We start from the raw sequence: 23,496 nt of genomic DNA, 5'->3' as shown, positions 1-23,496 counted from the left end.
GAGCACGCTCGTTACCTGGCCCGCCATCAGCACGAGCGGGCACGCCAGGACACCTACCTCCAGGCCGCCTGACGATCACGGAAGGTAACCATCACACAGTCGAAGGACTTATGAATCGCTGCACTAGGGAGGGCAGGGCGCGCCCTGGTGGGATCTCCCCGTTGTCGATGCGCGCACGAAGCGCGTTGGCGACTTGGACGTAGGGCGGAACCGGGGATTCGCGGTCAATGGCGGGCATAAGAGTGAACCTAGCCAGCCACCCACTTCGAACCATAGCTACCCACTGGGGTAGTCAGGGGTAGTACACCAAGCTATGATGTGGGCTTGACTCATCCATGAGGCGGCCCGGCGGCGCTACCAACACCCCGGGCCCGGTCCACCTGAAAGCGCAGGCAGACATGCTCACCCTACTGTCCTTCTTCGGCGTGCCCGCACGGCTCCTCCGGCCAACGCGGGGCGCTCACACCACCGCCATCGGCTACCTGCGGGAGCTGGGCGCTGAGGCCCGACGCAACCGTTCCCGCCGGGTCCGCCGCTACGTCGAAGCCCTGGCTCGCTCCGAGCCCACCGCGACCAAGCCCATCGAACCCGCTACCCCCGTCCCCGCGCCTCGAAAGCCGGTCGAGGACGCCCACTGGGACGGGTGCCCCCGGGTCAAGATCGTGCGCGGCCCCTACCGGGCCTGGGAGGCCCACCGCGCCCAGCTCAAGGAGCTGGTCGCGTGAACGAGCACACCGAAGCCCTGGCCGCCCGACTCAGCCAGCTCCTCAACGACCCCGAACTGTGCGCGGACGCGGTCACCCGCCTGGCCTCCGCCGACGCGGTCTTCGGCTACCTGGATGACGCCCTGCGGTCCGGTGACGCCCTGCCCCACCGCTGGTCCGCCCGTTTCGGTGACATCGCCGAAATCGACGAGGTGACCGACCACTACGATGCTCTCTCCGAAGCCCTGCGCGCCGTCGGCGAACCCGTCACCTGTTGGCAGGCACTCGCCAGGGCCCGAGGACGCTGGGCCCTGTTGAAAGCCGCCATGGTGCACGGTTCACCGCTGCCCGAACCCTGGCAGCGGTGAACCGCAGACGGGTCGCCCCACCGGGTTACGGCCCGGTGGGGCACCGTCTATTCGAGGTCGGCCTCGGCCAGCAGGTGCGCGGCCGCGGACGGGTCCCGCAGCACGGCGGCGAGCAGGTGGCGGCGGGACCACTGTCCGGCGCGCCAGCACAGCGCACGGGCCAGCCCTTCGGTCCCGGAGGCGTGCACCGCACCGTCACCCGTGTACCACTCCACGTCTACGCCGTCGACGGTGAGTTTCCGGTGGTGCAGGTACGTGCGGTCCGGCTCCTCGCCCCCGGCGAGGAACAGCGCCGCCTCGTCGGGCACCGCCCGGATCTGCCCCGCCGAGTTCACCTTCCCGGTGACGCTCTCCGAGGCCAGGCCCAGGTCGAGGACGTCGGCGAGCCGGTCGGCCGCTTCGGCGGCGGCCAGGACCAGCGGCCGGTCCTCGACCAGTGGAAGCAGGTCCGGTGAGTCGATCACCACGGCGTCCTCGGCATCGGCGACCACGATCGCCCCGCCCCTGACCGCGCGCACGAGCGTCGGCGGGGTGACCAGGTCGGTGTCCACCTCGGCCAGGGCCCTCCACAGGCGGCGCAGCGCGAAACGGTCCACGTGGCGGGCCGGATCGGCGAGCCGGTTCAGCAGGTCGTCGGCGCCGTCGGGGTCGGTGAGCAGGTCGGCGAGGGTCGTACGGACACCGAGGGCCCGGGCGAACTCGGGGTCGACGTCGGCGGGCACCTCGTCGTAGAGGCCGGTGAGCGCGGGCTCGGCATCGGCGGTACGCAGCCCGACCGGGGCCCGGCCGTCCAGCAGCGCCCGGCTGCGCAGCCACCAGGCGGTGTAGGAGGGCACATCGACGACCCGGCCGTCCGGCATGAGCAGGCGGGCGGGGGCGGTGACGGCCTCACGCAGCCGCCCCTGGGAGAGCATCGTCAGTGCCTGGGGCCAGGCGTCGTCGGCGATGTAGTCGAGGTCGGCGACGCACACCAGTTCGGGCACCACGGGCGGGAGGTCGGGGTCGCCGACGCGCTCGAGGACCTCGTCGGCCCAGTCGTCCAGCCCGTCGGGGCCGTCCTCTCCGGCCGCGCCGTCGAAGGCTCCCGCGGGGTCCTCCCCCAGCGCCACCTCCTCGGCGCGGACCACGGTCAGGCCCCACAGCGCGCCCACGGCCCGCAGGGCGTCGGTGCCGTGGCGGCGGACGAGGTCGTCGTGGACCGTGCCGAAGGGCGCGTCGTCCACCAAGAGGTCCGCCAAGGGCGCTCCGGGAACGAGGAGTTCGGCGGCGATCGAGTATCCGTCCTCGTCGTCGCGCAGGGCCAGTTCGGACAGCCAGGGCGCGTCCTCGACCGTCGTACCGGAGGCCGCGACCAGGTCCAGGACGGCCTCGGCGACGGGCTCGGGGTCCTCGGCGTCCAAGGATCCGCGTACGGCGGCCTCGGTGTTCGGGTCGGCCAGCACCGTGCCCGCACCGGCTTCGGCCGCGCCCAGGCGCAGCAGGAGCGGGTGGGCAGCCTCAGGGTGCACCACACGCACGCCCAGGGTGGCCAGGGCTGCGGGGTCGAGCCTACGGCCTTCGGTGTCGGCGACCTTGGCCCAGTCGTCGGTGGGCAGCAGCAGGGAGCGCGGCCCTCGGACGAGGCGGCCGTCGGCCAGCGGGACCGGAAGGGAACCGAGCTCGTCGATGTCGGCCCCGTCGCCCCCTGCGGTTCCCAGGGCCGCGTAGAGCGTCGCCCACCACTCCGGTTCCCGTTGGGTGTCACCGAGCAGGTCGGCGAGGTCGGCCAAGCCCAGTCGGCGTACGCGCAGCGAGGCCAGGGCCGGGTGGCGCGGGCTCCAGGTTCCGGGCAGTAGCGGCGGGCCGAGTTCGGCGAGCAGGCTGACGAGGTCGGCCGAGCCGTTCGCGCCACCGGTGTCCAGGAGCACCGCCTCACGCGGGGCTACGGGGTGTCCGGCGGCGGTGACCAGGAACGGGGCATCCAGCAGGGGCTCGGCGACCCGGGCCCGGAAGACCGCGTCGATGGCGCCGCCGCCCACGCGGGCGGCGGGAACCAGGTCGAGGGCGGCCCGGGGCGCGAAGCGGCGCAGGAGCGCGCAGTAGGCCTTCGCGGCCTCCATGAGCAGCAGGTCGGTGGCGCCTCCCGGCTGGACCGCGCGCCGGTCGGAGCTGAGCGGGAACGTGCCGATGAGGAGGGCGGGCAGGTCGAGTTCGGTGTCGGTGGGGGTGGGCGCGTGCACCACGTTCTCGACGTCGGCGGGCAGCGCGGCCACACCGCCTGCGGCGTCCACCGGGGCGGCCCAGGTCAACGACCACGCGGTGCGCTCCCGCTCCTCCGTGGGCCGGTCCGCCAGCAGGTCGGGGGCGAACTCGCCGGAGGTACTGAGGACGCGCCAGGGTGTGGCCCGGGTCCCGCCGGCGTCGCGGTGAGTGGTGACCAGGTCGGTTTCGGAGTCCTCGTCGCCGGGCTCGCGGGTGAGGACGCGCTCGGCGCCGTCGACCACCACGCTGACCTCGGAAAGGCCGTCGAGGGCGAGCAAAATGGCCTCGCCGGTCCGGTCCAGTAGTTCCCGTACCCGCTCCTGTGCCTGTTGGTCGCGGAGCGCCAGGGTGACGACGGTGTCGTATCCGCTGTCGGGCCGTTCGGGGACGACGTCGGCGGGGAAGGGCAGGCGGAGCATGGGCACGTGGCCGGAGCGGCGGCCCACCTCGTCGGCGAGGTCGGCGTGCCTACCGTTGCTGTCGAGCAGGTCGGTGACCACGGCACGGGCGCGCTCGGCGGAGAAGTGCACCGCCGCGCCGCCGGAGTCCACGGTGACGTCGTCGCTGAGCGCCACCACCGCGGAGAAGCCGACCCCGAACCGGCCCGCGGAACCTTGGTCGTCGCGTTTGGTGGACGCCCTCAGGGTGGCGAGGGATTCCACGCCCTCCGCGCTCAGGGGCGCGCCGGTGTTCGCGGCGGAGAGCCGGTCGCCGTCCAGGGCCAGGCGGAGGTGTCCGGGAACGCCCGCGCGGCGCGCCGCGTCGGCGGCGTTCTGGGCGAGCTCGACCACGACCCGGTCCCGGTAGCCGCCCAGGGCGAAGTCCTCTTCGGCGTTGGCGTCCTCCCGGAAGCGGGCAGGCGCGTCAGCCCACGCAGAGAGCACACGTCTGCGCAGTTCATCGGTGTTGTGAGGGTCGGCCACCGAAGCGGTCACCGGCTCGGCCATGGTGGTCTCCTCCTGCGCTGGGCGCGCGGTCCGATCGGCCCCCGCATGTTCGCGGACATGCGGGGTCCCGGCAAGGCGAGCGTGATGGTGGGTGTGGGTCGAGCCTAGCCCACAGGGGGACGGGTCGGGTTGTGGAGGTGCGCGTGGCGCGTGAGTCCGGGGCGCGGGCGGACACGGGAAGGGTCCCGCCGCGCACTGCGGCGGGACCCCGAGATCGTTTTCGGTGGATCTGCCCGTGGTGACTGCCGTTGTCGTCGGAAGTCGGTCGTGGTCAGGAGTCGCTGGAGACCAGTTCCAGTTCCGCGGTGTCGTCGAAGACGATGTGGTCATACCCCATCTCGTCGACGACCGGTGCGACCGGCTCGTTCTGCGGGCCGGGGCGGCGGACTTCGGAGTGTGCTCCGCAACCGTGGTCGAGGGACACGACCTTGCCGTCGTCCGGGGCGTACTCGTTGGTGCACACGCCGAACATCTGGCGCAGCTCGCCGGCGAGCGGGGTCAGGAACCCACAGGAGGTGCAGCGCGCCGGGGCTGCCGAGGCAACGGGGCTCCGCGGCCCGGCCTCGCCGTTGTACCAGCGCTCCGCGGCCTGCTCGCGGCCGACCTCGGATAGCACCTGGCGGCGGCCGAGTCCCAGCTCCCACACCATCTGCTGGTCCATGCCCTCGGCGTCGAGCTCGCTGTCGGGCACCTGCGCGTAACCGGGGACGAGGCGCTCGTCGTCCTCTTCGGTGGGGAGGAGGTCCCCCACACCGACGTCGCCCGGGCGCAGTCGCTCCTTCCACGGCACCCACTCGGGCGCGACCAGGGCGCCCTCGCCGGGCAGCAGGACCACTTCGTTGACCGTGACCGTCTTGGCCCGCGAGGCGCGGACCACGGTGACGGCGTAGGTCCACCCCGGATACGCGGGGTCCAGGCACTCGAAGTAGTGGGTGACCAGGCGTGTGTCCTCGACCTGGGCGGTGAGGTGCTCACCCACCCAATCGGGTCGCCCGACCTCCGCTGCCACCGAGCGGGCCAGATCCACCGCGTCGACACATGCCTTGTCCGGTACAGGAGAACGTCGAGAAGGGCTCACGTCCCCCATTCTCACTGATCGCGGGCACCGATTTGACCATAACGCGGGTCAAGGTTCGCCCGATTCACCCTCTTGGCGGGGTATTGCCACCGGGCGGGGCGGACGGCACGGAGGCCGTGGCGGACCGTGTTCTCGGCCACCACGGCCTCCGTGGACGGGTTCCGGCGATCGGGTTCCGGAGTGTCAGGCCTCCAGGTCGTCGGCCACCACACGCAGAACGGCGGCGACCTTGGCCGCCTCACGCTTGTCCGGGTGGCGGCCGCGCCGGTAGCCGTTGGAGACGTTCTCCAGGAGTTTGATGAGGTCCTCGGTGATGAGCACCATCTCGTCCGGCTTCTTGCGCTGTGCCTTGGCCACCGAGTGCTGTGAGTCCAGGAGTTTCACCTGGAGCGCCTGGGCGCCCTTGCGCCCCTCGGCCACGCCGAACTCGACCCGCTGGCCGGGTTTCAGGGCGGTGGTTCCGGGCGGCAGGGAGGTGGAGTGCACGAACACCTCACCTCCGTCGTCCCGGGTGAGGAATCCGAAACCCTTGTCGCCGTCGTACCACTTGACCTTGCCGGTGGGCACGTAGAGACCTCATGCTTTCACTGACGGGCACCCCGGGAACGGCGATCGGAAACGGTGCCGTCCACCCTTTCCTCCGCCCCGGGCGACCCCTGGTTTCCATGGGTGCGCCCAAGGCTAATGCCCAGGGCCTCGACAACGCGACCGGGTATTGGTGTGACCGATTCCCCGCACACGCGAAACGAGGCCCGGATACGGCTTACCCGGACCTCGTTGGCGTCGACGTCTGCCCCTGGAACCGCTGGGTGCGGAGTGTGGGACGGTACTCGGCGGAAGCAGGGGCTCCGTCGACGAGTTGGGGCCCGAGCTGGAAGCCGGGCCACCCGACGTGACCGCCGCGAAGCGTCACCGGCGGTGCACAGTCATGACTACCCGATACAACACGCACGAATGCGCTTTAACGGGCCGACCGGAAAAGGTATTCCCCAGCGTTTGCCAACCAATGACCGTCCGGGCTTCGTCAGCTCCCGGCGGAGCGGTCGGCGACGCGGGCCGAGCGGGCGGCCTTCGGGAAGAGGTAGAGGACGCACACCAGGGAGGCGAGTCCGAGCCCGGCGACACCGGTGGCCGGCAGGGCCTGCTGGATGTACTGGTCGATGAACTTGGCGTCGCCCGTCCACAGGATCATGCCGACGACACAGGCGAACAGCGGGACGCCCGCCCCGATCCACTTGTCGCGGCTGTTCCACACCGTGCTGAGCACGATGAGGGCGGCGCCGAGCACCCACAGGAAGGCGACGTCCCACCACAGCCCGGCCAGGACGTACACGGCCAGGGCTACGGCCTCGGGTGGGTGGTGCCTCACCAGGAGGAGGCTGCCGCGGACCACACCCGGCTTGCGCGTGACCTTTCCGTCCATACGCATGTCGGTCTGGCTGGGCCCCTCGAGGAGGGCCATGAATCCCTGGTTGGGTCCGCCGCGCCAGGGCGGGGGCGGACGGTCTGCGTGTCTGGGTTTGTTCGGGATCATCTCGTCGTCTTCGAGGTCGAACTCGCGACCGGTGAGCTCCTCTTCCACGATGTGCCGGGGGGAGCCGAAACCACGGAGAATCCGCCGCACAGTGTCAACGTCGTCGTTCTCGGCCGCCTCGCGCCGCTCATCGATGCGCGCACGCAGGCTCGTCAGGTAGGCGGTCCGTTCCTTCGCCGTCACACGACCGTGCAGCGCGAGCCCGACCTTGGAGAGGTAGTCGAGTACCACTTGTTCGGAGCGCTGGGTCATGGACCCATGTTGGCCCACAATGACCTGCCTTTTAACCCCTCCTCCGCAATTTCGGTCGAAGAATTCCCTCCCGATACGGCTCAGGAACGCGGTGAATCGGGTGGCGGCAAGGGTCAGAAGGGGAGGGGTGCGCTCTCCGAGCCGCCATCGCTTAGCGTTGACACGATGACCGACTACGCGCGACCCGAGCCCGGCCAGGGCACCAGCGCTCCCGACGGCACAGCCGTTTCGGGGCGTCCCCCCACGTTCACCTCCTGGCTGCGTGCCCGCTCCGACGAGGAGCTCACCGCCCTGTTGAACGCCCGGCCGGACCTGGCCCAGCCGGTTCCCGCCGATATCGGGGCCCTGGCGCATCGCGCGACCTCGCGCAACGCCGTGCTGCGCGCCCTGGAGCGGCTCGACCGGTTCACCCTCCAGGTCCTGGAGTCCGTGGTCGCCCTCGGAGACGACCGGCTGTCCGAACCTGTCGGTGCGCGCCCCGAGGACATCGCTCGAGGGCTCGATCTCACCCCTTCCGCCTCCGATGGGAAGGGCCCGCTCGACCACGCCCTGGACACGCTGTCCTCCCTTGCCCTCGTCTGGCCCGACCAGGGGCGTCTGCGCCCCGTCCAGGTCCTGCGCGAGCTCCTCCCCCAGCCCGCCCAACTGGGTCCGCCCGCCCGGGTCCTCCTGGCCGCGCTGCCGCACGGCACCGCCAAGCGGCTCGCCGACGACCTGGTGCCGCACAGCACCGCCGTCAGCCCCGTGGAGACGGTCGCCACCGCCCTCACCGACCCCTCTCGGGTGGGGACCCTCATCTCCCAGGTCGGTTCGGCCGCCCACCGCCTACTGGACAGCCTCGCCTGGGGACCGCCCAACGGCACGGTCTCCGACGCCCGCCGCGAGATCACCCTGGCCACCGCTTCCTCTCCGGTGGAGACGCTCATCGCCCGGGGTCTGCTCGTGGCTACCGGCGACGACACCCTGACGCTGCCCCGCGAGGTCGGTCTGCACCTGCGCTCCGGGCAGCTGTTCGGCGATGTCAGTACGGACCCGCCAGACTTCGAGGGCCGTCACGGCTCCCACACCACGGTTGCCCGAGCCGCCGCTGGACAGGCCTTCAGCGTGCTGCGCGGGGTGGAGGAGCTGCTGGAGCGCTGGTCCGACGACCCCGCCGCGGTCCTGCGCAACGGCGGCCTGGGCGTACGCGACCTGCGCCGGGCGTCCCAGGTGATGGACACCGACGAGGACACCGCCGCCCTGTACTTGGAGGTCACGCGTGCCGCCGGGCTGATCGGGACGGACCACCGGCTGGAGGGCGAATGGCTGCCCACCCGCGAGTACGACCTGTGGCGCCAGCGCACACCGGAACACCGCTGGCTGCAGTTGGCCCGGGCCTGGCTCGGCTCGGACCGGGTGGCGTCCCTGACCGGATCGCGTGACTCCGGCGGCCGGGTGCGCAACGTGCTCGGCCCCGGCCTGGTCCGCCCGGCGGCCCCGCAGGCCCGCCGCGACGTCCTCACCGAGATGGGCGCGGCCGAAGCGGGCCTGGTGCCCACAGAGGGTTCGCTGGCAGCACGGTTGGACTGGCGTCGCCCGCGCCGCCAGTCGCCGGTCTACACCGAGCTCGTGGGCGCCGCGGTGACCGAGGCGGCCGCGCTCGGCCTGACCGGCATGGGAGCGCTCGCCGAACACACGCGGCCCCTGCTCGCCGGCGACGAGGAGACCGCCGCGCGGGTCCTGTCCGCCGAACTTCCCCAGCCTTTGGACTACGTGCTGGTCCAGGGCGACCTGACCGCTGTGGCCCCGGGCCCGCTCGTCACCGGGCTGGCACGCGAGCTCGCCCTGACGGCCGACGTGGAGTCCACCGGCGGGGCCACCGTGTACCGCTTCACCGAGGACTCGGTCCGCCGGGCACTGGACGCCGGACGCGGGGTCGCCGACATCACCGGCCTGCTGGAGCGCCATTCACGCACGCCGCTGCCGCAGGCACTGCGCTACCTGGTGTCGGACGTGGGGCGCAGGCACGGCAGGCTGCGCACCGGATCGGCCTCCAGCTACCTGCGCTGCGACGAGCCCGCCCTGCTGGCCGAACTGGTGGCCGACCGCCGGGCCGCCGACCTGGAGCTCCTGCTGCTGGCCCCGACCGTGGTGGTCAGCGGGCTCAACCGGGCGGCCCTGACCGAGCGGCTCCGGCAGCTGGGCTACCACCCGGTGCCCGAGAGCGGCGACGGCACGATGCGGCTGGGCAGGCCCGAGGTCCGCCGCGCCGAGCCCGAACCCTCCTCCCCCTCCGAGAACGCGCCGACCGCGGAACTGACGCAGGCCGCCGTACGCGCTCTGCGCGCCGGTGACGAGGCCGCCAACATCGCCCGGGTCCCGGTGTCCCTGCCCGAAGGAGGCACCGCCGGTTCTCGTGCCACCGCCGTCATGGAGGTGCTGGCGGAGGCTGCCGAGGGCGAGCGCAGGGTCTGGATCGGCTACACGGACACCGACGGCCGCCAGGTCAGCCGGATCGTGGAACCCACCCGCGTGGACGGCGGTTTCCTGACCGCCTACGACACCACCAGGGACGCCGTACACCGGTTCGCGATCCACCGCATCACCGGCGTCGCCGAACTCGAGGAGAACTGACCCGAGGAGAACTCCACCTCACCGTTGGAGCTCAGGCGCACCAGGGGCTGCGGCCGACCCCGCCTCCGTCCGCCCAGCGGTACCAAGCCCCTAGAGTGGCCTCAGATCGGTTGGTCCGGCCCCGGAAGAGAACCCATGAGCAACGCACCGCTGCCCCCTGGAGCCTCCTCCCCCCGAGATCGGGGGCAGGGCGACCGTGCCCCGGAAGGGCGGGACCGGGCTCCCGAGCGGGAGCGCGAGGACGACAGGCCGGAACGCGGGGACGACCGCCGGGACTCGGCACCGGTGGGCACGACCGGCGGTGCCAACAGTTCGACCATGGCACTGATCCTGCACGCGGTCACCGCCCTGTGCTGCGCCAACTGGATCTTCGGCATCGCCGGGATCACGTTCGCGGTGCGGGCCGCCCACGCCCGCGACCGGGGGCGCCCTGACCAGGCCGAGGTCCTGACCCGGTACTCCTGGTACTGCCTGGGTGCCGCCGCGGTGATGTTCTTCGTCATGCTGGTACTCACCTTCGTGGTGTTCACGCAGGCGGGGAGCTGGATCGAGGGGATCGTCCCGGTCCCGCAGTGGTGACCACGGTTCGGCAGAACCGGACCCCCGGTGTCCGCATCCGAACAGGGTAGGACGGGTATGCGACCCCATGTGAGGATGCGCGGTGCGGAAAGAGATGGAGCGCGGTGAACGGCGACCCGAGCGACCCCAGGGCCTTCTGGGAGCGGGGACGGACCTCCGTCCCGGGAAGCTCCGCGCCCACGGAAGCTCCCCGGAGGGCCGCGTCCGCGCCTCCGGCGGCCCCGCTCGCCACGCCGCCGGCCCACCAGCCAGCCGCGTACCCGCCCACCGCACCGCCGATGGCACCGGTGCCGGGGGCCCCGCGCCCTTCGGGCCCGCCAGCGCGTGTCGGAGGGGCCGTAGCCGCGCTCATCGTGGCGCTGTGCACCCTGGTGATCCCGGCTTTCGGCATGTACCTGGGGTTCTGGTTCTTCGCTTTGGTCACCAACCTCCCGGGCATCGCCCTGGGGATCTTCGCCCTGGCCAAGATCCCGGACGCCGACGAAGTGGACCGCTACATCCGCTACACGTGGGCGTGCACCTTCGTCTTCCTGGCACTGTCCGCGGTCTTCCTGGTACCCCTGGTCGTCCTGGCGGTGCTGTTCCTCCTGGTCGGTGTCTGACACCGCCGGCCTCCACCTACGGGCGCGCTCGGCGCCCCTGCCGCACGGAAGCAACACCATGAGCGACAACTGGCAGTACGGCACACCCGGCCCCGGGTACCCCGGCGACCCGAACGACCCCTACGGCGGGGGTTACCCGCCGCCCTACCCGCCGCCGAACCCGCCACCCGGCGGGTACTACGTCGAGCCCCCTTCCCGGGGCATCGCGATCGGCGCCCTGGTGACGTCCATCATCCTTGCGGTCTCCTGCTGCAACCTGGTCGCGATCGCCGGTCTCGTCTTCTCTTCCCTGGCCCTGAACGAATCGCACGACCACGAGAAGGCCGAGCGTTACACGCGCTACGCCTGGATCTCCAACGGGGTGGCCATCGGCATCTTCGTTTTGGTCGGCGCCCTGTTCTTCACTCTGATGCTGGCCGCCTGACGGGCATGTTCCGAAGGCCTGCGGTGTTGCACGTGGAGCCGCCCTCTTCTCCGCACCTGTAGGAAGGTCCCGCGTGTCCTGCCTGATCGTCCAGTCCGACAAGACGCTCCTCCTCGAGATCGACCACGAACTCGCTGCGGAGTGCCGCCGCACCATCGCCCCGTTCGCCGAACTCGAACGGGCACCCGAACACGTCCACACCTACCGGATCACCCCGCTGGCGCTGTGGAACGCGCGCGCCGCCGGACACGACGCCGAGCAGGTGGTGGACGCGCTCATCACCTTCTCCAAGTTCCCGGTACCGCACTCCCTGCTCGTGGACATCGCCGAGACGATGGACCGCTACGGGCGGCTCAAGCTGATCGGCGACCCGGTCCGGGGGCTGGTGCTGGAGTCCTCCGACCGCGCAGTCCTGGAGGAGGTCGTCCGGGCCAAGAAGCTCAAGGGGATGCTGGGCGAGCGCCTGGACGAGGACTCCGTCGCGGTCCACCCCAGCGAGCGCGGCAACCTCAAACAGGCCCTGCTGAAGATCGGCTGGCCCGCGGAGGACCTCGCCGGTTACGTCGACGGTGAGGCCCACCAGATCGATCTGGCCGACGGCGACTGGGAGCTCCGCGGCTACCAGCAGGAGGCGGCTGAGAGCTTCCACGCGGGCGGCTCCGGCGTGGTCGTGCTGCCCTGCGGGGCCGGCAAGACGATCGTCGGCGCGGCGGCGATGGCGATGACCGGGGCGACGACGCTGATCCTGGTGACCAACACGGTGGCGGTGCACCAGTGGAAGGCCGAGCTGCTCAAGCGGACGTCCCTCACCGAGGACGAGATCGGTGAGTACTCGGGGAGCCGCAAGGAGATCCGCCCGGTCACCATCGCTACCTACCAGGTCATGGCGGCCCGGAGAAAGGGCGCGTACACGCACCTGGAGCTGTTCGACGCCAAGGACTGGGGCCTGGTCGTCTACGACGAGGTCCACCTGCTGCCCGCGCCGATCTTCCGGATGACCGCCGACCTCCAGGCCCGTCGCCGCCTGGGACTGACCGCGACCCTGGTCCGCGAGGACGGCCGGGAGGGCGATGTGTTCTCACTGATCGGGCCGAAGCGCTACGACGCCCCGTGGAAGGACATGGAGAACCAGGGGTGGATCGCCCCCGCGGACTGCGTGGAGGTCCGAGTGGACCTGTCGGAGTCCGAGCGGTTGGCGTACGCGACCGCCGAGCCCGAGGACAAGTACCGGTTCTGTGCCTCCTCGGAGACGAAGACCGCCGTGGTGCGGCGGATCGTGGAGCAGCACCCGGAGGAGCAGGTTCTGGTCATCGGTTCCTACATCGACCAGCTCGACGATCTCGGGGAGTCGCTGGACGCCCCGGTGATCAAGGGCGAGACGCGCAACAAGGAGCGCGAGCGCCTGTTCGAGGCCTTCCGCACGGGTGAACTGCGCACCCTGGTGGTCTCCAAGGTCGCCAACTTCTCGATCGACCTCCCCGAGGCCGGGGTGGCGGTCCAGGTGTCCGGTTCCTTCGGCTCCCGCCAGGAGGAGGCCCAGCGGCTGGGCCGGGTGCTCCGCCCCAAGACCGACGGCCGCACCGCGCGCTTCTACGCGGTGATCGCCCGGGACACCTTGGACCAGGAGTACGCCGCCCACCGGCAGCGGTTCCTCGCCGAGCAGGGTTACGCGTACCGGATCACCGACGCGGGCGACCTCCTCGCCGACGAGGAGACCTGACGGGGAGACCGGAAGGGCCGGGTCGGAAGGCCCGGGGCGGAAGGGCCGGGGCGGAAGGGCCGGGGCGGAAGGGCCGGGACCGCTGCTTCAGACCGAGGGCAGGACGCCGATGGCGTAGGTGGCGGCGGCGATGCCCCAGGCGACGAGGGAGTAGCTGAGGGTCCGGGTGCGCAGCACCCGGTCGCCTCGGACCGAGGGCGCGGTGAAGGCGGCCACCATCAGGGCGAGGCCGAGCAGCGCGGGGATCACCGAGGCCAGCGCGAAGAGCTGGGACTGGGCGGCGCACGCGGCGTAACCCGGACTGCCGGGATCACCACAGAACACGTCGTCCCCCGATCGGATCGTTCCAAGATTCGTACCCCCTGACCGTACCGTTTCGGCGGGGTCGGATCGCCGCTGGCCTTGACCGGATCGCGGGTCGGGGCGGGGATCCGGCGCACGGCACCCGCGCCCACGCCACAGTGATCCAGGCCACGACCAGGGGTTTACACGAGGCCTCTCCGTGTCCAATCATGAGGGCACCACACTCTTACGGAGGTACCCCTCATGACCGAAGCCCCCGCCACAGAGCACCGCAGTGGTTTCCACTCCCTCCGCGGCGGTGGCCTCAACTGGGACTCCCTCCCCCTCAAGCTGTTCGTCAAGGGCAACGCCAAGTTCTGGAACCCCGCCGACATCGACTTCAGCCAGGACGCCGAGGACTGGAAGAAGCTCGACGAGGAAGCCCAGACGCGCATCCTGAGGCTGTGCGCCTTCTTCGTGGCGGGCGAGGAAGCGGTCACCGAGGACCTCCAGCCCTTCCTGCGCGCCATGGCCGCCGAAGGCCGCCTGGGCGACGAGATGTACCTGACCCAGTTCGCCTTCGAGGAGGCCAAGCACGTCCAGGCCTTCCGGATGTGGCTCGACGCGATCGGCGTCCGGGACGACCTCCACGGGTTCGTCAACGCCAACCCCGCCTACCGCGCCCTCTTCTACGAGGAGCTCCCCGGTTCCCTCGAAAGCCTCCTGGACGACCCCAGCCCCCGCAACCAGGTCCGCGCCTCAGTCACCTACAACCACATCATCGAGGGCTCCCTCGCGCTGACCGGGTACTACGCCTGGAACCACGTGTGCACCGTGCGCGGCATCTTCCCCGGCATGCGCCAGATCATCCGCCGGATCGGCGACGACGAACGCCGCCACATGGCCTGGGGTACCTTCACCTGCCGCCGCCACGTGGCCGCCGACGACAGCAACTGGGACGTGGTGAGCGAGCGCCTCAACGAGCTCCTGCCCCATGTGATGGGGACCGTCGAGCGCGGTGACACCCCCTCGGACGACCCTGAGGTCCAGCGCTACGAACTCCCGCCCGGCGAGCTCCTGGAGTACGCAAGCGACCGCGCCCTGCGCCGCCTCGGTGCCATCGAGTCGGCCCGCGGCGTACCGCTCGCCCGGATCGACCTGGACGCCTCCCCGGAGGACCTGGAGGAGCAGTTCGGTGCCGAGGACCGTGCCGCCATGGCCAAGTTGGAGCCCTGAGCCCGCGCTCCTGCCGCATCCCACCGAGCCGGGGCCGGAGCCGAGGGCACGGGCCTGACCCGGCCACGTCGGCAGCGGTTCAGGAACCTTCGTGCAGGACGAGGTCGATGGCGATGGCCGAGGCCACCACGAGGGTGCGCAGGGGCTCGGGCAGCGAGGGGTAGCGGTGGTGCAGCGCGTAGCTGTCCGCGGAGGTGAAGATCTCCCCCATGTCGGGGATCTTGCGGTCCACCCGGGCGACCTCGTGCGCGGCGTGGTCGGTGATCTTGAAGTCGTGACCGACGAAGTCGCCCTCGATGTAGCCGACCGGCCTCTTCCACGGGTCCAGCAGGGTGAACTTGGACCCGAAGAACTTCAGGTCCTGCTCGATCGTGCCCACGGGCCGCCCGTCAGGGAAGTTCACGGCGGTCGTGGCGGTCATCCAGGACCAGTGCTTCTGGATGACCAGCCGGTGGTGCCCGTACAGGTCGGTCACGTAGACCCGGCGCTCGAAGCCGCCGGTGCTCCGGGCGAGGTGGCGCAACACTTGCATGCCCGCGTCGGCGCCCTGTTCCCGTGCCCAGGCGATCTGCCGTCCGTAGGCGTCGTAGACCATGTAGTCGGAGACGTCGACCATGAAGCGCTTGGGCTGCTTCACCAGGAGGGGGTTGGCGGCGAAAATATCCATGAGGGGTGATCCTAGAGTGTGTGGTCGGGGCGCCAGAGCTCGCGTCGGCCCCTTTCGGCCTCCAACGCGATCCGGCCGAACGGCTCGGTGGACCACTCCCCGTGGACCTGGTGGTTGGCGTAGAGCACCTCGCCGTCCCTGGAGAGCACGTACACGGAGTCGGCCAGACGGTGCGTCTCCAGGAACTCCACGGTGTTCGGCACACCGAGGTAGAAGCGGTCGTGGTGGATTTCCGGGAGCCAGCGTCCGAACCCCTGGTCACGGGTGGCGCGCGCGTGCCGGTCGGCGATGCCGAAGCGGCTGTTCGAGGAGTGTGTGGCCACGAAGGCGACCTCGACCCGGTAGCCGGCGTCCTTGAAGGCCAGTACCCACGAGGCCGCCCAGTCCGCGCGGCCGAGCGGGTGGCTGCACACCGCGTCGAACCGCCCTTCCCGAACGTGCTCCATGGCGTGCCCGTGCAGGCCGCCGATCTGCCGCGACACGGCGGTGGAGGCGGCCCGGTCGTCGGCGGTCATCGACCACTCGTAGTCGGGTGAGAGCCGCAGCAGGTCGTCCCCGTCGTAGCTCACCGTCCCCGGGGGCAGGACCGGCAGGACGAGGCGCTGGAGGGTGGACTTGCCGGATCCGGGCTGGCCGCCGAAGAGCAGCAGGCGGGGGTGCTCGCGCGGCTCCCCGGTGAGCCGGTCGCGCAGGACGAGGCCGAACAGGGACCCCAGGGCCTCATCGGAGAGTTCCCGCCCCAGGTCGTCCGGGCTGGCTCCCTGAGGTGCGCGCACGGGCTCGGAGCGCAGTTCGGCGATGATCCCCGGGAGGGTGTCGCACGCCTTGCCGACCTCGTCGGGGGTCATGAAGGGCAGGCGTGCCTCCTCCGCCAAGAGGAGCGCCGCCCGCTCGACGAACGAGGGTTCCTTCTCCCGCCGCGCCAAGCAGGCACCGATCGCCGCGCTGTACAGGTTGTAGGCCTGTTCGCGGGCCTCCCGCTGCTCGCCGGTCTGGGAGGGGATGCCCCCGCTGGAGCTCTCCGCGAGGAGGGGGCCGGGCACGTCGCCCGGGTGCTCGGCAGAGGGGTCGGGGCCGAGGCCCGGTTCGGTCCCGGGGGTGGATGGGGTCATAGCCGTCCGCTTCTCGCCGTGGCCCGGCCGGGGGCGCCCGGGGCCGTGCGTGTACGCAACCGTTGACACTCGGGATGCTAGCGGCTCGGTTGTCTGCCGGGCAGCGGATCGGCCGGGTCCGGCACGGCCTAAAGTGGCCAGATGTCGTCGAGTTCCCGCCCGGTTGCTGATTCCCGCCCGGTTGCTGACAGCCCACCCGTCATCGAGGCCCTCGCCTGGGTCCACGTCCGCGAAGGCCGACTGCTGTGCGTCCGGCCCGAGGGCAAGGACCTGCTGTACGTACCGGGCGGCAAGCGCGAGCCCGGGGAGAGCGATGAGGAGGCCGTGGCCCGCGAGTCCTTGGAGGAGGTCAGCGTGGTTCTGCGGGCGGGCACCTTCCAGCGGGTGGCCGTCATCGACCAGGAGGCGCACGACCAGGTCCCGGGGACACGGGTGCGGATGATCTGCTACCGCGCCGAGCACGACGGGGAGATCGTGCCCGACAGCGAGATCCTCGAGGTCACCTGGATCAACCACGCCGAACGGCACCTGTGCGCCCCGGCGGTGCGGGAGCTGGTGGAGGTCCTGCACGGCCGGGGCGAGGTGTCCTGAGGGCGCTGTCCGGAGGGCACTGTCCTGAGGGGCACGGTGTCCTGGGGCCGCGGGCTCAGTCGGCGCGGTCGGCCCCCACCGGGTCCGGGATCCGGTCGCTCCAGTTCCCGGTCTTCCTGCTGAGCGCCATGGTGACGGACACCCCGAGCACGAGCGGAAGCAGGAGGACCGTGCCCATCGCCGTGGCGACGTCGTCCACCACGAACAGGTTCCCGCCCAGCAGGGCCTGGGCCACGACCTGGAAGGCCAGGTGGAAGCCCACGCAGGCCCAGACGCTGCCGGTGACCAAGCGGATGCAGCCCATCACCAGGCCCATTCCGAAGAACAGCGGCAGGCGCTCCCCGAGAACCTCCCAGCCCGAGAGGAACACCCACAGCGCCGTCCCGAAGAGGGTGAACAGCGCCGCCTGGACGACCACGGTCAGCCAGGCCGACATCGCGGTGTTGAGGTTGCGGTAGAGGTAGCCGCGGAAGATCAGCTCCTCCGGCACCGCCTCGTAGACCAGCACCAGCAGTACCAGCACGAGCACGGTGAGTACCATCTCGCCTGGCGGGGCGTTCGGGGTGACCGAGACGCCCAGGGCGAGCGCGAGGGCCAGACCCACCGCCGCCGGCAGCGTCCACGCGAGCACACCGAGGAGCAGCGGCCGCCATGCCTCGCGGGGCCCGGACAGGCCTAGACCGCTCCACGGTCGGCGGTCGAGGTAGCGGCGGGCGAGCCAGACCATGGGGACGGCCAGGGAGAAGGCGACCAGGGCGTTGACCCAGTGCGCGAGGTCGCCGCCCCCTTCACCTTCCAGGCCCAGTGCGTTGTTGATCAGGGGCAGTGAGAGCCAGATGAGCGAGGCGGCGATGAGGACGGCGGAGATCCGCAGGACGAGGTTGGGCCGGGGAGGTGCGTCGACGTGCGTGTTCTGGGGGGTAGTAGCCATGGCACCAGCCTGAGCCGGGGCGCACCCCCGCACCATCGGGTGACGCCCCCACCCCACCCGGGTCCCTACCGGCGCTCCCTTAGGGCTTCACCCCGACCCCCGACCCCCGGGGGTTCCGGCCCCAGCACATGGTGCTCAGGCGGGCCACTGGTCCGGGCCGGGGAACCGCGAGGTGTCGATCTCCAGGCCGAAGGGCTCCGGCAGCCGGATCTTGCCCCCGAAGTCGACCGTGGTGGCCTTGTTGTACCGACCGTTGCCGGGCTGCTCGTGCAGAGTGACTGAGGGTCCGGCCTCGTCCCAGCCGTCGACCAAAAGGTACAGCGGGACAGGGGCGTGCGCGTAGCCCCACAGCTTCTTCTTGCGGTCAGTGTCCATGCTGCTCTTGGAGACGATCTCCACCACGAGCTCGGCCTCATCAGCGGGGCAGGGGGTCCTGGAGGGGTCGAGCACAATGGTCTCAGGCATGACCACGAGGCCCGGCATGTACAACCGCTCGACCTTCGACAGCTGGATCCCCAACGTCTGGTAGACGCCCCAATCGTCGGGTATCACGCGCAGCAGGGCGCGATTCACTCGATCCGCAATGATGTTGTGGGGGTCTGAAGGGGGCGCCACGAGCACGACTCCGTTGTCATCGATGATCTCGGCCCGCCATCCTTCGGGCACGTTCAGCTCTTTCCAGGTGCCCAGGACATAGTCCCATCGCGACATCCCCGTCTCCGGGGCGGTTTCCGACATCGCCAGACTCATCTCGCTCGCACCTCCGGACCGGAGATTAGCGCCCTGAGCTCCCGTCCACCCGACACTTCGCAGAATAGCCCGGGGCTTCCCGCCGACACAGGGATCCCGTCGCCGCGTCGGCTGGTGGCCCCGCCTCGCGCGTCACAGCGGGCGCAGGTGGTCGGTGGTCACGGGGTGCTGTTCGGCCAGCCGTTGGGCGATCAACGAGCGGTGGCAGGCTTCCGGGTCGCGCTCGACACAGAGCAGCGCAGCGGTCCCGCTGCTCGGCAGCGCTGACACGATCGGCGTGAGGTCGACGGGATCGAGGATCTCGGCGGTGTAGCGGCGCGTGTACTCGGCGGCGAGCTCGCGGCGGGAGCGCTTGCCGACCCGTTGGCGGGCGTCTGCGGCGTACTGGAGCTGGCGCAACTCGGTGGTGGGGGCCAGCTTGGGGTGGTGCTCGTAGGCGATCCGGGCCCGGGCAAGGGCCGCCTGTAGCCGACGCGAGTTCGCCCAGGCGTACCGGGGCCCGCGGACGCCGCGGCGCTGGCGTACGTCGATGAGCAGGCGGGTGTCCGCGTCCCGTAGTCGGCGCAGGAACGACTCGCTAGCGAAGCCGTAGACGCCGACGGTGACCAGATTGAGCACCGGAAATCACCCGCCTGCCTGCTCGTGCTGTTTCACCGGCAGCTCCTGCTGCGGCGGAGCGCCGTCACGCGACGGCGGTGCCCTCGAGTTCGACGATCAGGTCGCTGACCGCGAGCCGGGTCACCCCGAGCATCGTGGTGGTCGGTGCCACCCCGGCCGCGCCCAACCGGGAGGCCAGCACGCCGTAGTGCTCGAAGAGCCGGTCCACGTCGGTGGTGTAGACGTTGAGCCGCACCAGGTTGGCGAGGGACATGTCCGCCTCGCCGAGCACGGCTTCCAGGTTGTCGAGGCTCAGCGCCAGCTGCGCCCCCATGTCGTCGGCGTGCTGGGGTTTGCCGTCCGCGCTCATCGAGGTCTGCCCGGAGCAGTACAGGGTCCGGGTGCTGTCGGAGACGACCTCACCCTGGTTGTAACCCAGCTCCGCTGACCACGTCCACGGGTTGACCGCCGTTCGCTCCATCGCCACGTCAGCTCCATTCGGTTCGTCGCGCTTCATCGCGGTACTTCTCGGTTCTTCTCGGTTCATCGACGGGACGGGGCCCACCGGCTCGGTGGCCGCGGCCTCCGGCGTCGTGTCGGGAAGCCTGCCAACGAATCACGACACCTCCTGTCATGATTTCTGGTAGGAGTTCTCGTATGCGCGCTGACAGGTTGGTCTCGCTGGTGCTGCTGCTCCGCGAGCGCGGCCGACTGACCGCGGACGCGCTCGCCGACGAGCTCGAGGTCTCCACCCGCACCGTGCTGCGCGACATCGAGGCGCTCTCCGCGGCGGGGGTCCCGGTCTACGCCGAACGCGGCCGCCACGGCGGTTTCGCGCTGCTGTCCGGCTTCCGGACGGAGCTCACCGGGCTGAACCACGACGAGGCCCTCGCCCTGCTGGTCGCCGGATCGGGCCGCGGCGACCAGGTCTTCGGCCTCGGACCGGCACTTGCTTCGGCGATGCGCAAGGTGGTCGACGCGCTGCCGGAAAGCCACCGGGCCGTCGCGAGCGACGCGGCCCAGCGGCTGCTCGTCGACCCGGAGACCGACCTGCTCGCGCACCCGCTCGCCTCCGAGGAAGTGCCCGACAGCACGATGGCCGAGGTCCGGAACGCGGTGCTGGCCGGGCACAAGCTGCGTATCCACTACGCGGCCAAGGACCAGGAGCCCCAATGGCGCACGGTGGACCCGGTCGGCCTGGTCACCGTGCGCGACCAGGGCTACCTGCTGGCCACCAGGTCCGGCGCAGACCGCACCTACCGGCTGTCGCGGGTACTGGCCGCCGAAGAGCTGCCCGAAGCCGCGGAGCGGCCGGACCGGGTCGACCTGGACCGGGCCTGGCGCGAACGCAGCGCACGGTTCCTGTCCGGAAGCGACCACGTGACCGTGCTGGTCCGGGTGAACCCGGCGCGACGGGAAGAGATCGTGGGCACCGCGCTGGCCGTCCGAGCCGAGGAGCCGGACGCGGACGGCTGGCTGCGGCTGGAGGTGACCTTCCAGGACGCAAGGCACGCAGATTGGGCGCTGTGGCAGCTCACCGCGGACGCGGAGGTCGTGGCCCCGGAGTGGTTGCGTGCCAGGCTGCGCGACCGCGCCACCGCGATCGCCCGCCGTTACGGGGTTTCCGTGGAGGAGCTGTCGCCGTGACTACGCTTGCACTGGCTGCAGCGGGACGGGAGAAGCGTGACGGACGACCTCGGCACACTCCACACAGCATTGGTGGAGAGGTTGGACACCGACGAGGCGATTCGGGAAGCTTTCGCCGCTCATCCCCGGCACCGCTTCATCCCCGACATGATCTGGCCCGACGCGCTCGGTCTACCGCTCTACCGAACCACCGCCCCCGACCGATGGGCGCACCTGGTCTACGGGGGCGACGCGGTCACCGTCCAGGCCAACGATGGTGGTTCCGGACCTCGTAACGAACCCAGTTCCTCGTCGTCGGCCCCGCAGGTCATGGCGGACATGATCGCCGCCGCCGGAATCGAGGAAGGCATGCGGGTGCTGGAGATCGGCACCGGCTCCGGGTGGAACGCCGCGGTCCTGTCCTCCCTTGTGGGCGAGAAGGGGTCGGTCACCAGTGTGGAGATCGACCCCGGTGTGGCGGCCCTGGCCAGGGAGCGGCTCACCGGAACCGGCGTCACCGTCCGGACTGCCGCTGCCCCTCCCGAAGGCGAGGCGTTCGACGCGGTCATCGCGACCTGCGCGGTGACCCGTGTTCCGGATCCGTGGTCAGCCGCACTGGCCGACGGTGGCTCACTCGTGGTCCCTTGGAGTCCACATCCTGCCGCGCACAGCACACCGGTGGCCGCGCTGACGAAGCGAGACGGCCGGTTGCGAGGCCCCCTCGTCCGAGACGCGGCTTTCATGCGCGATCGCACCCAGCGGGTGGAAGGACTTCCCTTCCCCGGTCTCGGCCGCCCTCCGAAACCCACGGGAACTTTCCCGGTCGGTTCCGTGGAGCTGATCGGTTCGGGGATGATGCCCCATCTGCTTCTCATGATGCCGGGGGTGCGCATGGGCACGGGGGTGCGGCCGTTCCAGGACGGCCATGGTCGAATCGTGTGGATGGGCGCCGGTGATGCATGGGCCTACGTGTGGCCGGACTGCTCGGTCACCGGTGAGAAGGATCGGACCCTGAGCCGTGACCTGGCCGACGCATACCAGTCCCTGGCGGACGCGGGGTTCCCGGCTCTGGACTCCTTCTCACTGGAGATCGGCCCGCATCGTGACTCATACAGGGTCGAGTGTGCCCGAGTGGGGGAGCACTGGGACCATCCCGTCGAGCTCTGAGCCCTCGGGGCGGCGAGTCGGCGTTATCCACAGCCTGTGGAAGTTCGAGGTGACAGCCGTTACTGCTCCGGCGCATCCTGTCTGTATCGGGGAAGCTCACGCCTCGTCCGCCCCATGCTGCGCACATCTCTACGGCGCTGCAAGCTAGCCGCGCTGCCGGTTCCTTCCCTGGAGCGCCGACCAGGGGCAGAGTGATGGCGGATGAACGCAGAGAAGGCCCTGGCCCTTACCGGGGCCCTCTTACTGCGTCAGTTAGGACTTTTCACTACACGCGGTCGCCAGCAGCGCCGCCCACTCAGCGGGACCAAAGGCCAGGTGCCCAGACTCCCGATTCTGGGTGTCGCGCACAGCTGCGCCCCGGGAGGAGTCGGCGACCTCGACGCAGTTGCCCTGGCTCCCGGAGTAGGAGGACTTACGGAACTCAAGGGGTGTCATCAGGGAGACCTTCCATTACGTCAGTCACGAGGGCGCGGGTGCCCGTCGTGCCAAGTGCCGACTTACGCAAGTGCTCGAAGATTCTTCGATAGCGGGTGACGTCACCTGGGGAGTCCAAGAACAGGTTCGCGGTGGGGCCTTCCACGTAGACCGTGGCCAGCTCCGCTGCCTCTACATCCACAACCGCGAAGCAGGCCATCTCCATGGCTGCGTGGCTTCCGGCCGAGTACGGGAGAACCTGCAGGGTGAGTCGGGTTTGTTCGCGGCTCAAGTCTAGGAGGCGCGCGAGCTGGTCTCGCGTCACACTCGGGCCGCCCACCGCTTGCCGAATCGCCGCCTCACCGATGATCGCCCACAGGTGAGGCGTGCCGCGTGCCGCCCATTCCTCTTGCCGCCGCATGCGGACCTTGACGAGGTCTTCGATCTCGTCCTCGGTACCCCGCCACGCTGTGGCACCAGAAGTAATGACCGAACGCGCGTACTCCTCTGTCTGGAGCAATCCGGGGATCAGCTGAGCTTCGTAGCTGCTCATCTCGGTGGCAGCGGCTTCCAAGCCGATCAGGGTCCCGTAGTGCTTCGCCACCTCATGGCTCTGCCACCAGCCAGGGGTCTTGGCTACGGCGCGAAGCTCCATGATGCGGGCGGCCTCTTCGTCACTGACCTCGTAGTAGGCGAGGAGTCGGTCGAGGCTGTTCGCGGAGGGGACTTGTCCGTCCGCCCTGCCCGACTCCCAGCGCGCCAGGGAGGATGGCTGGGACTTGACCGCCTTGACCACGGCGGTGAACTGCCTGTCACCCCTCAGGCGCCGGAGTTCCTTGGCGAGCAGCCACCGGGCGACCGTGGGGGCTGCAGGGGCCGACGTACTCCTGTTTGCCATGAGTCAAAGGATGCCACAGGACCCAAATCCACCCAGAAAACAAAGTCCCTTAACGGAGTTTCTTAAAACGACTTGTTTTTTGAAGTTTGCAACATGAGACTTGGGTCTACGCATCAGAGAGCCCCGCGACGCTGGCACGTCCGGGGCCTGGCCAACGCTTCAG

24 protein-coding genes are annotated in these 23,496 nt (G+C 70.5%); 11 read left to right on the top strand and 13 right to left on the bottom strand.

The features are described from left to right. Positions 1–398 precede the first annotated feature (398 nt). Both ACYVD1_RS10025 and ACYVD1_RS10020 read left to right on the top strand, forming a co-directional pair. Entirely contained in the window at positions 399–725 is a 327-nt protein-coding gene (locus ACYVD1_RS10025) for a hypothetical protein (protein WP_460770561.1), read from the top strand. Then, a complete protein-coding gene (locus ACYVD1_RS10020) occupies positions 722–1,072 on the top strand; it encodes a hypothetical protein (protein WP_460770559.1) in 351 nt (116 codons plus the stop codon). Before ACYVD1_RS10025 ends, ACYVD1_RS10020 begins: the two co-directional genes overlap by 4 nt. A 47-nt stretch (positions 1,073–1,119) precedes the next feature. Here ACYVD1_RS10020 and ACYVD1_RS10015 read toward each other — a convergent pair whose 3' ends face one another. The 4 genes from ACYVD1_RS10015 to ACYVD1_RS10000 all read right to left on the bottom strand — a co-directional run bounded on the left by ACYVD1_RS10015 (position 1,120) and on the right by ACYVD1_RS10000 (position 7,124). Further along, the gene (locus tag ACYVD1_RS10015; protein WP_460770557.1) at positions 1,120–4,260 is read right to left on the bottom strand and encodes a sacsin N-terminal ATP-binding-like domain-containing protein; all 3,141 of its coding nucleotides are present in this window, start codon (positions 4,258–4,260) and stop codon (positions 1,120–1,122) included. Positions 4,261–4,531: 271 nt separating this feature from the next. Continuing rightward, a complete protein-coding gene (locus ACYVD1_RS10010; protein WP_460770568.1) occupies positions 4,532–5,287 on the bottom strand; it encodes a DUF3027 domain-containing protein in 756 nt (251 codons plus the stop codon). Positions 5,288–5,521: 234 nt separating this feature from the next. Next, a complete protein-coding gene (locus ACYVD1_RS10005; RefSeq protein WP_460770555.1) occupies positions 5,522–5,905 on the bottom strand; it encodes a cold-shock protein in 384 nt (127 codons plus the stop codon). 457 nt (positions 5,906–6,362) lie between these two features. Next, complete coding sequence (locus ACYVD1_RS10000; protein WP_460770553.1) at positions 6,363–7,124, bottom strand: hypothetical protein; 762 nt, start codon at positions 7,122–7,124, stop codon at positions 6,363–6,365. Positions 7,125–7,289: 165 nt separating this feature from the next. On the opposite strand from ACYVD1_RS10000, the gene ACYVD1_RS09995 reads away from it, so the two are divergent. The 5 genes from ACYVD1_RS09995 to ACYVD1_RS09975 all read left to right on the top strand — a co-directional run bounded on the left by ACYVD1_RS09995 (position 7,290) and on the right by ACYVD1_RS09975 (position 13,062). Beyond that, positions 7,290–9,737 carry a helicase C-terminal domain-containing protein gene (locus ACYVD1_RS09995; protein WP_460770551.1) on the top strand — a complete coding sequence of 816 codons (2,448 nt, stop codon included), beginning with the start codon at positions 7,290–7,292 and terminating at the stop codon, positions 9,735–9,737. A 135-nt stretch (positions 9,738–9,872) separates the two neighbouring features. After that, the gene (locus ACYVD1_RS09990) at positions 9,873–10,316 is read left to right on the top strand and encodes a hypothetical protein (protein ID WP_460760145.1); all 444 of its coding nucleotides are present in this window, start codon (positions 9,873–9,875) and stop codon (positions 10,314–10,316) included. Between the two features lie 278 nt (positions 10,317–10,594). Continuing rightward, a complete protein-coding gene (locus ACYVD1_RS09985; protein WP_460770548.1) occupies positions 10,595–10,918 on the top strand; it encodes a hypothetical protein in 324 nt (107 codons plus the stop codon). Positions 10,919–10,976: 58 nt separating this feature from the next. Then, a complete protein-coding gene (locus tag ACYVD1_RS09980) occupies positions 10,977–11,342 on the top strand; it encodes a CD225/dispanin family protein (protein ID WP_460770546.1) in 366 nt (121 codons plus the stop codon). A gap of 73 nt (positions 11,343–11,415) precedes the next feature. Beyond that, positions 11,416–13,062 (top strand): DNA repair helicase XPB, encoded by a 1,647-nt coding sequence (locus ACYVD1_RS09975; RefSeq protein ID WP_460760154.1) that lies wholly within the window; start codon positions 11,416–11,418, stop codon positions 13,060–13,062. An 87-nt stretch (positions 13,063–13,149) separates the two neighbouring features. On the opposite strand, the gene ACYVD1_RS09970 is transcribed toward ACYVD1_RS09975, so the two are convergent. Further along, entirely contained in the window at positions 13,150–13,386 is a 237-nt protein-coding gene (locus ACYVD1_RS09970) for a hypothetical protein (protein ID WP_460760157.1), read from the bottom strand. Positions 13,387–13,608: 222 nt separating this feature from the next. On the opposite strand from ACYVD1_RS09970, the gene ACYVD1_RS09965 reads away from it, so the two are divergent. Beyond that, positions 13,609–14,580 carry a R2-like ligand-binding oxidase gene (locus ACYVD1_RS09965; RefSeq protein WP_460760160.1) on the top strand — a complete coding sequence of 324 codons (972 nt, stop codon included), beginning with the start codon at positions 13,609–13,611 and terminating at the stop codon, positions 14,578–14,580. A gap of 79 nt (positions 14,581–14,659) precedes the next feature. Here the strand turns inward: ACYVD1_RS09965 and ACYVD1_RS09960 are convergent, their stop codons facing one another. Both ACYVD1_RS09960 and ACYVD1_RS09955 read right to left on the bottom strand, forming a co-directional pair. Continuing rightward, the gene (locus ACYVD1_RS09960; protein ID WP_460760163.1) at positions 14,660–15,247 is read right to left on the bottom strand and encodes an LURP-one-related/scramblase family protein; all 588 of its coding nucleotides are present in this window, start codon (positions 15,245–15,247) and stop codon (positions 14,660–14,662) included. 11 nt (positions 15,248–15,258) lie between these two features. Further along, positions 15,259–16,359 carry a zeta toxin family protein gene (locus ACYVD1_RS09955; RefSeq protein WP_460760166.1) on the bottom strand — a complete coding sequence of 367 codons (1,101 nt, stop codon included), beginning with the start codon at positions 16,357–16,359 and terminating at the stop codon, positions 15,259–15,261. 141 nt (positions 16,360–16,500) lie between these two features. Here ACYVD1_RS09955 and ACYVD1_RS09950 point away from each other — a divergent pair, with 141 nt between their 5' ends. Further along, a complete protein-coding gene (locus ACYVD1_RS09950) occupies positions 16,501–16,950 on the top strand; it encodes an NUDIX hydrolase (RefSeq protein ID WP_460760170.1) in 450 nt (149 codons plus the stop codon). A gap of 55 nt (positions 16,951–17,005) precedes the next feature. Here the strand turns inward: ACYVD1_RS09950 and ACYVD1_RS09945 are convergent, their stop codons facing one another. From ACYVD1_RS09945 to ACYVD1_RS09930, 4 genes are all read right to left on the bottom strand, one after another. After that, positions 17,006–17,881, bottom strand: a complete 876-nt coding sequence (locus ACYVD1_RS09945) for a lysostaphin resistance A-like protein (RefSeq protein WP_460770544.1) — start codon at positions 17,879–17,881, stop codon at positions 17,006–17,008. 135 nt (positions 17,882–18,016) lie between these two features. Then, positions 18,017–18,631, bottom strand: a complete 615-nt coding sequence (locus tag ACYVD1_RS09940; RefSeq protein ID WP_460770542.1) for a Uma2 family endonuclease — start codon at positions 18,629–18,631, stop codon at positions 18,017–18,019. A 132-nt stretch (positions 18,632–18,763) separates the two neighbouring features. Next, on the bottom strand, positions 18,764–19,249 hold the full coding sequence (locus ACYVD1_RS09935) for a DUF488 family protein, N3 subclade (protein WP_460770540.1): 486 nt from the start codon (positions 19,247–19,249) through the stop codon (positions 18,764–18,766). A gap of 64 nt (positions 19,250–19,313) precedes the next feature. Continuing rightward, positions 19,314–19,709, bottom strand: coding sequence for a RidA family protein (locus tag ACYVD1_RS09930; RefSeq protein ID WP_460760284.1), 396 nt, complete (start codon positions 19,707–19,709; stop codon positions 19,314–19,316). A gap of 176 nt (positions 19,710–19,885) precedes the next feature. Between ACYVD1_RS09930 and ACYVD1_RS09925 the strand changes: the two genes are divergently transcribed. Beyond that, positions 19,886–20,875 carry a helix-turn-helix transcriptional regulator gene (locus tag ACYVD1_RS09925; protein ID WP_460760179.1) on the top strand — a complete coding sequence of 330 codons (990 nt, stop codon included), beginning with the start codon at positions 19,886–19,888 and terminating at the stop codon, positions 20,873–20,875. A 36-nt stretch (positions 20,876–20,911) separates the two neighbouring features. After that, positions 20,912–22,021: a protein-L-isoaspartate O-methyltransferase family protein gene (locus ACYVD1_RS09920; protein WP_460770537.1), complete on the top strand. Its 1,110-nt coding sequence runs from the start codon at positions 20,912–20,914 to the stop codon at positions 22,019–22,021. A 252-nt stretch (positions 22,022–22,273) separates the two neighbouring features. Here the strand turns inward: ACYVD1_RS09920 and ACYVD1_RS09915 are convergent, their stop codons facing one another. Together ACYVD1_RS09915 and ACYVD1_RS09910 are read right to left on the bottom strand one after the other, a co-directional pair. After that, positions 22,274–22,456: a DUF397 domain-containing protein gene (locus ACYVD1_RS09915; RefSeq protein WP_460760186.1), complete on the bottom strand. Its 183-nt coding sequence runs from the start codon at positions 22,454–22,456 to the stop codon at positions 22,274–22,276. Further along, positions 22,443–23,333: a helix-turn-helix domain-containing protein gene (locus ACYVD1_RS09910; RefSeq protein WP_460760189.1), complete on the bottom strand. Its 891-nt coding sequence runs from the start codon at positions 23,331–23,333 to the stop codon at positions 22,443–22,445. Before ACYVD1_RS09910 ends, ACYVD1_RS09915 begins: the two co-directional genes overlap by 14 nt. Positions 23,334–23,496 lie beyond the last annotated feature (163 nt).

Source organism: Nocardiopsis nanhaiensis (assembly GCF_054778635.1).
This window is presented reverse-complemented; position numbering and strand designations above follow the sequence as displayed.

Bases quoted from the DNA above. Each gene is read 5' to 3' on its own strand.
- ACYVD1_RS09915 (WP_460760186.1), bottom strand. From the start codon at position 22,456: ATGACACCCCTTGAGTTCCGTAAGTCCTCCTACTCCGGGAGCCAGGGC.
- ACYVD1_RS09985 (WP_460770548.1), top strand. From the start codon at position 10,595: ATGGCACCGGTGCCGGGGGCCCCGCGCCCTTCGGGCCCGCCAGCGCGT.
- ACYVD1_RS09945 (WP_460770544.1), bottom strand. From the start codon at position 17,881: ATGGCTACTACCCCCCAGAACACGCACGTCGACGCACCTCCCCGGCCC.
- ACYVD1_RS09950 (WP_460760170.1), top strand. From the start codon at position 16,501: ATGTCGTCGAGTTCCCGCCCGGTTGCTGATTCCCGCCCGGTTGCTGAC.
- ACYVD1_RS09910 (WP_460760189.1), bottom strand. From the start codon at position 23,333: ATGGCAAACAGGAGTACGTCGGCCCCTGCAGCCCCCACGGTCGCCCGG.
- ACYVD1_RS10025 (WP_460770561.1), top strand. From the start codon at position 399: ATGCTCACCCTACTGTCCTTCTTCGGCGTGCCCGCACGGCTCCTCCGG.
- ACYVD1_RS10015 (WP_460770557.1), bottom strand. From the start codon at position 4,260: ATGGCCGAGCCGGTGACCGCTTCGGTGGCCGACCCTCACAACACCGAT.
- ACYVD1_RS09925 (WP_460760179.1), top strand. From the start codon at position 19,886: ATGCGCGCTGACAGGTTGGTCTCGCTGGTGCTGCTGCTCCGCGAGCGC.
- ACYVD1_RS10000 (WP_460770553.1), bottom strand. From the start codon at position 7,124: ATGACCCAGCGCTCCGAACAAGTGGTACTCGACTACCTCTCCAAGGTC.
- ACYVD1_RS09990 (WP_460760145.1), top strand. From the start codon at position 9,873: ATGAGCAACGCACCGCTGCCCCCTGGAGCCTCCTCCCCCCGAGATCGG.
- ACYVD1_RS09995 (WP_460770551.1), top strand. From the start codon at position 7,290: ATGACCGACTACGCGCGACCCGAGCCCGGCCAGGGCACCAGCGCTCCC.
- ACYVD1_RS09930 (WP_460760284.1), bottom strand. From the start codon at position 19,709: ATGGAGCGAACGGCGGTCAACCCGTGGACGTGGTCAGCGGAGCTGGGT.
- ACYVD1_RS09980 (WP_460770546.1), top strand. From the start codon at position 10,977: ATGAGCGACAACTGGCAGTACGGCACACCCGGCCCCGGGTACCCCGGC.
- ACYVD1_RS09965 (WP_460760160.1), top strand. From the start codon at position 13,609: ATGACCGAAGCCCCCGCCACAGAGCACCGCAGTGGTTTCCACTCCCTC.
- ACYVD1_RS09960 (WP_460760163.1), bottom strand. From the start codon at position 15,247: ATGGATATTTTCGCCGCCAACCCCCTCCTGGTGAAGCAGCCCAAGCGC.
- ACYVD1_RS09955 (WP_460760166.1), bottom strand. From the start codon at position 16,359: ATGACCCCATCCACCCCCGGGACCGAACCGGGCCTCGGCCCCGACCCC.
- ACYVD1_RS09940 (WP_460770542.1), bottom strand. From the start codon at position 18,631: ATGAGTCTGGCGATGTCGGAAACCGCCCCGGAGACGGGGATGTCGCGA.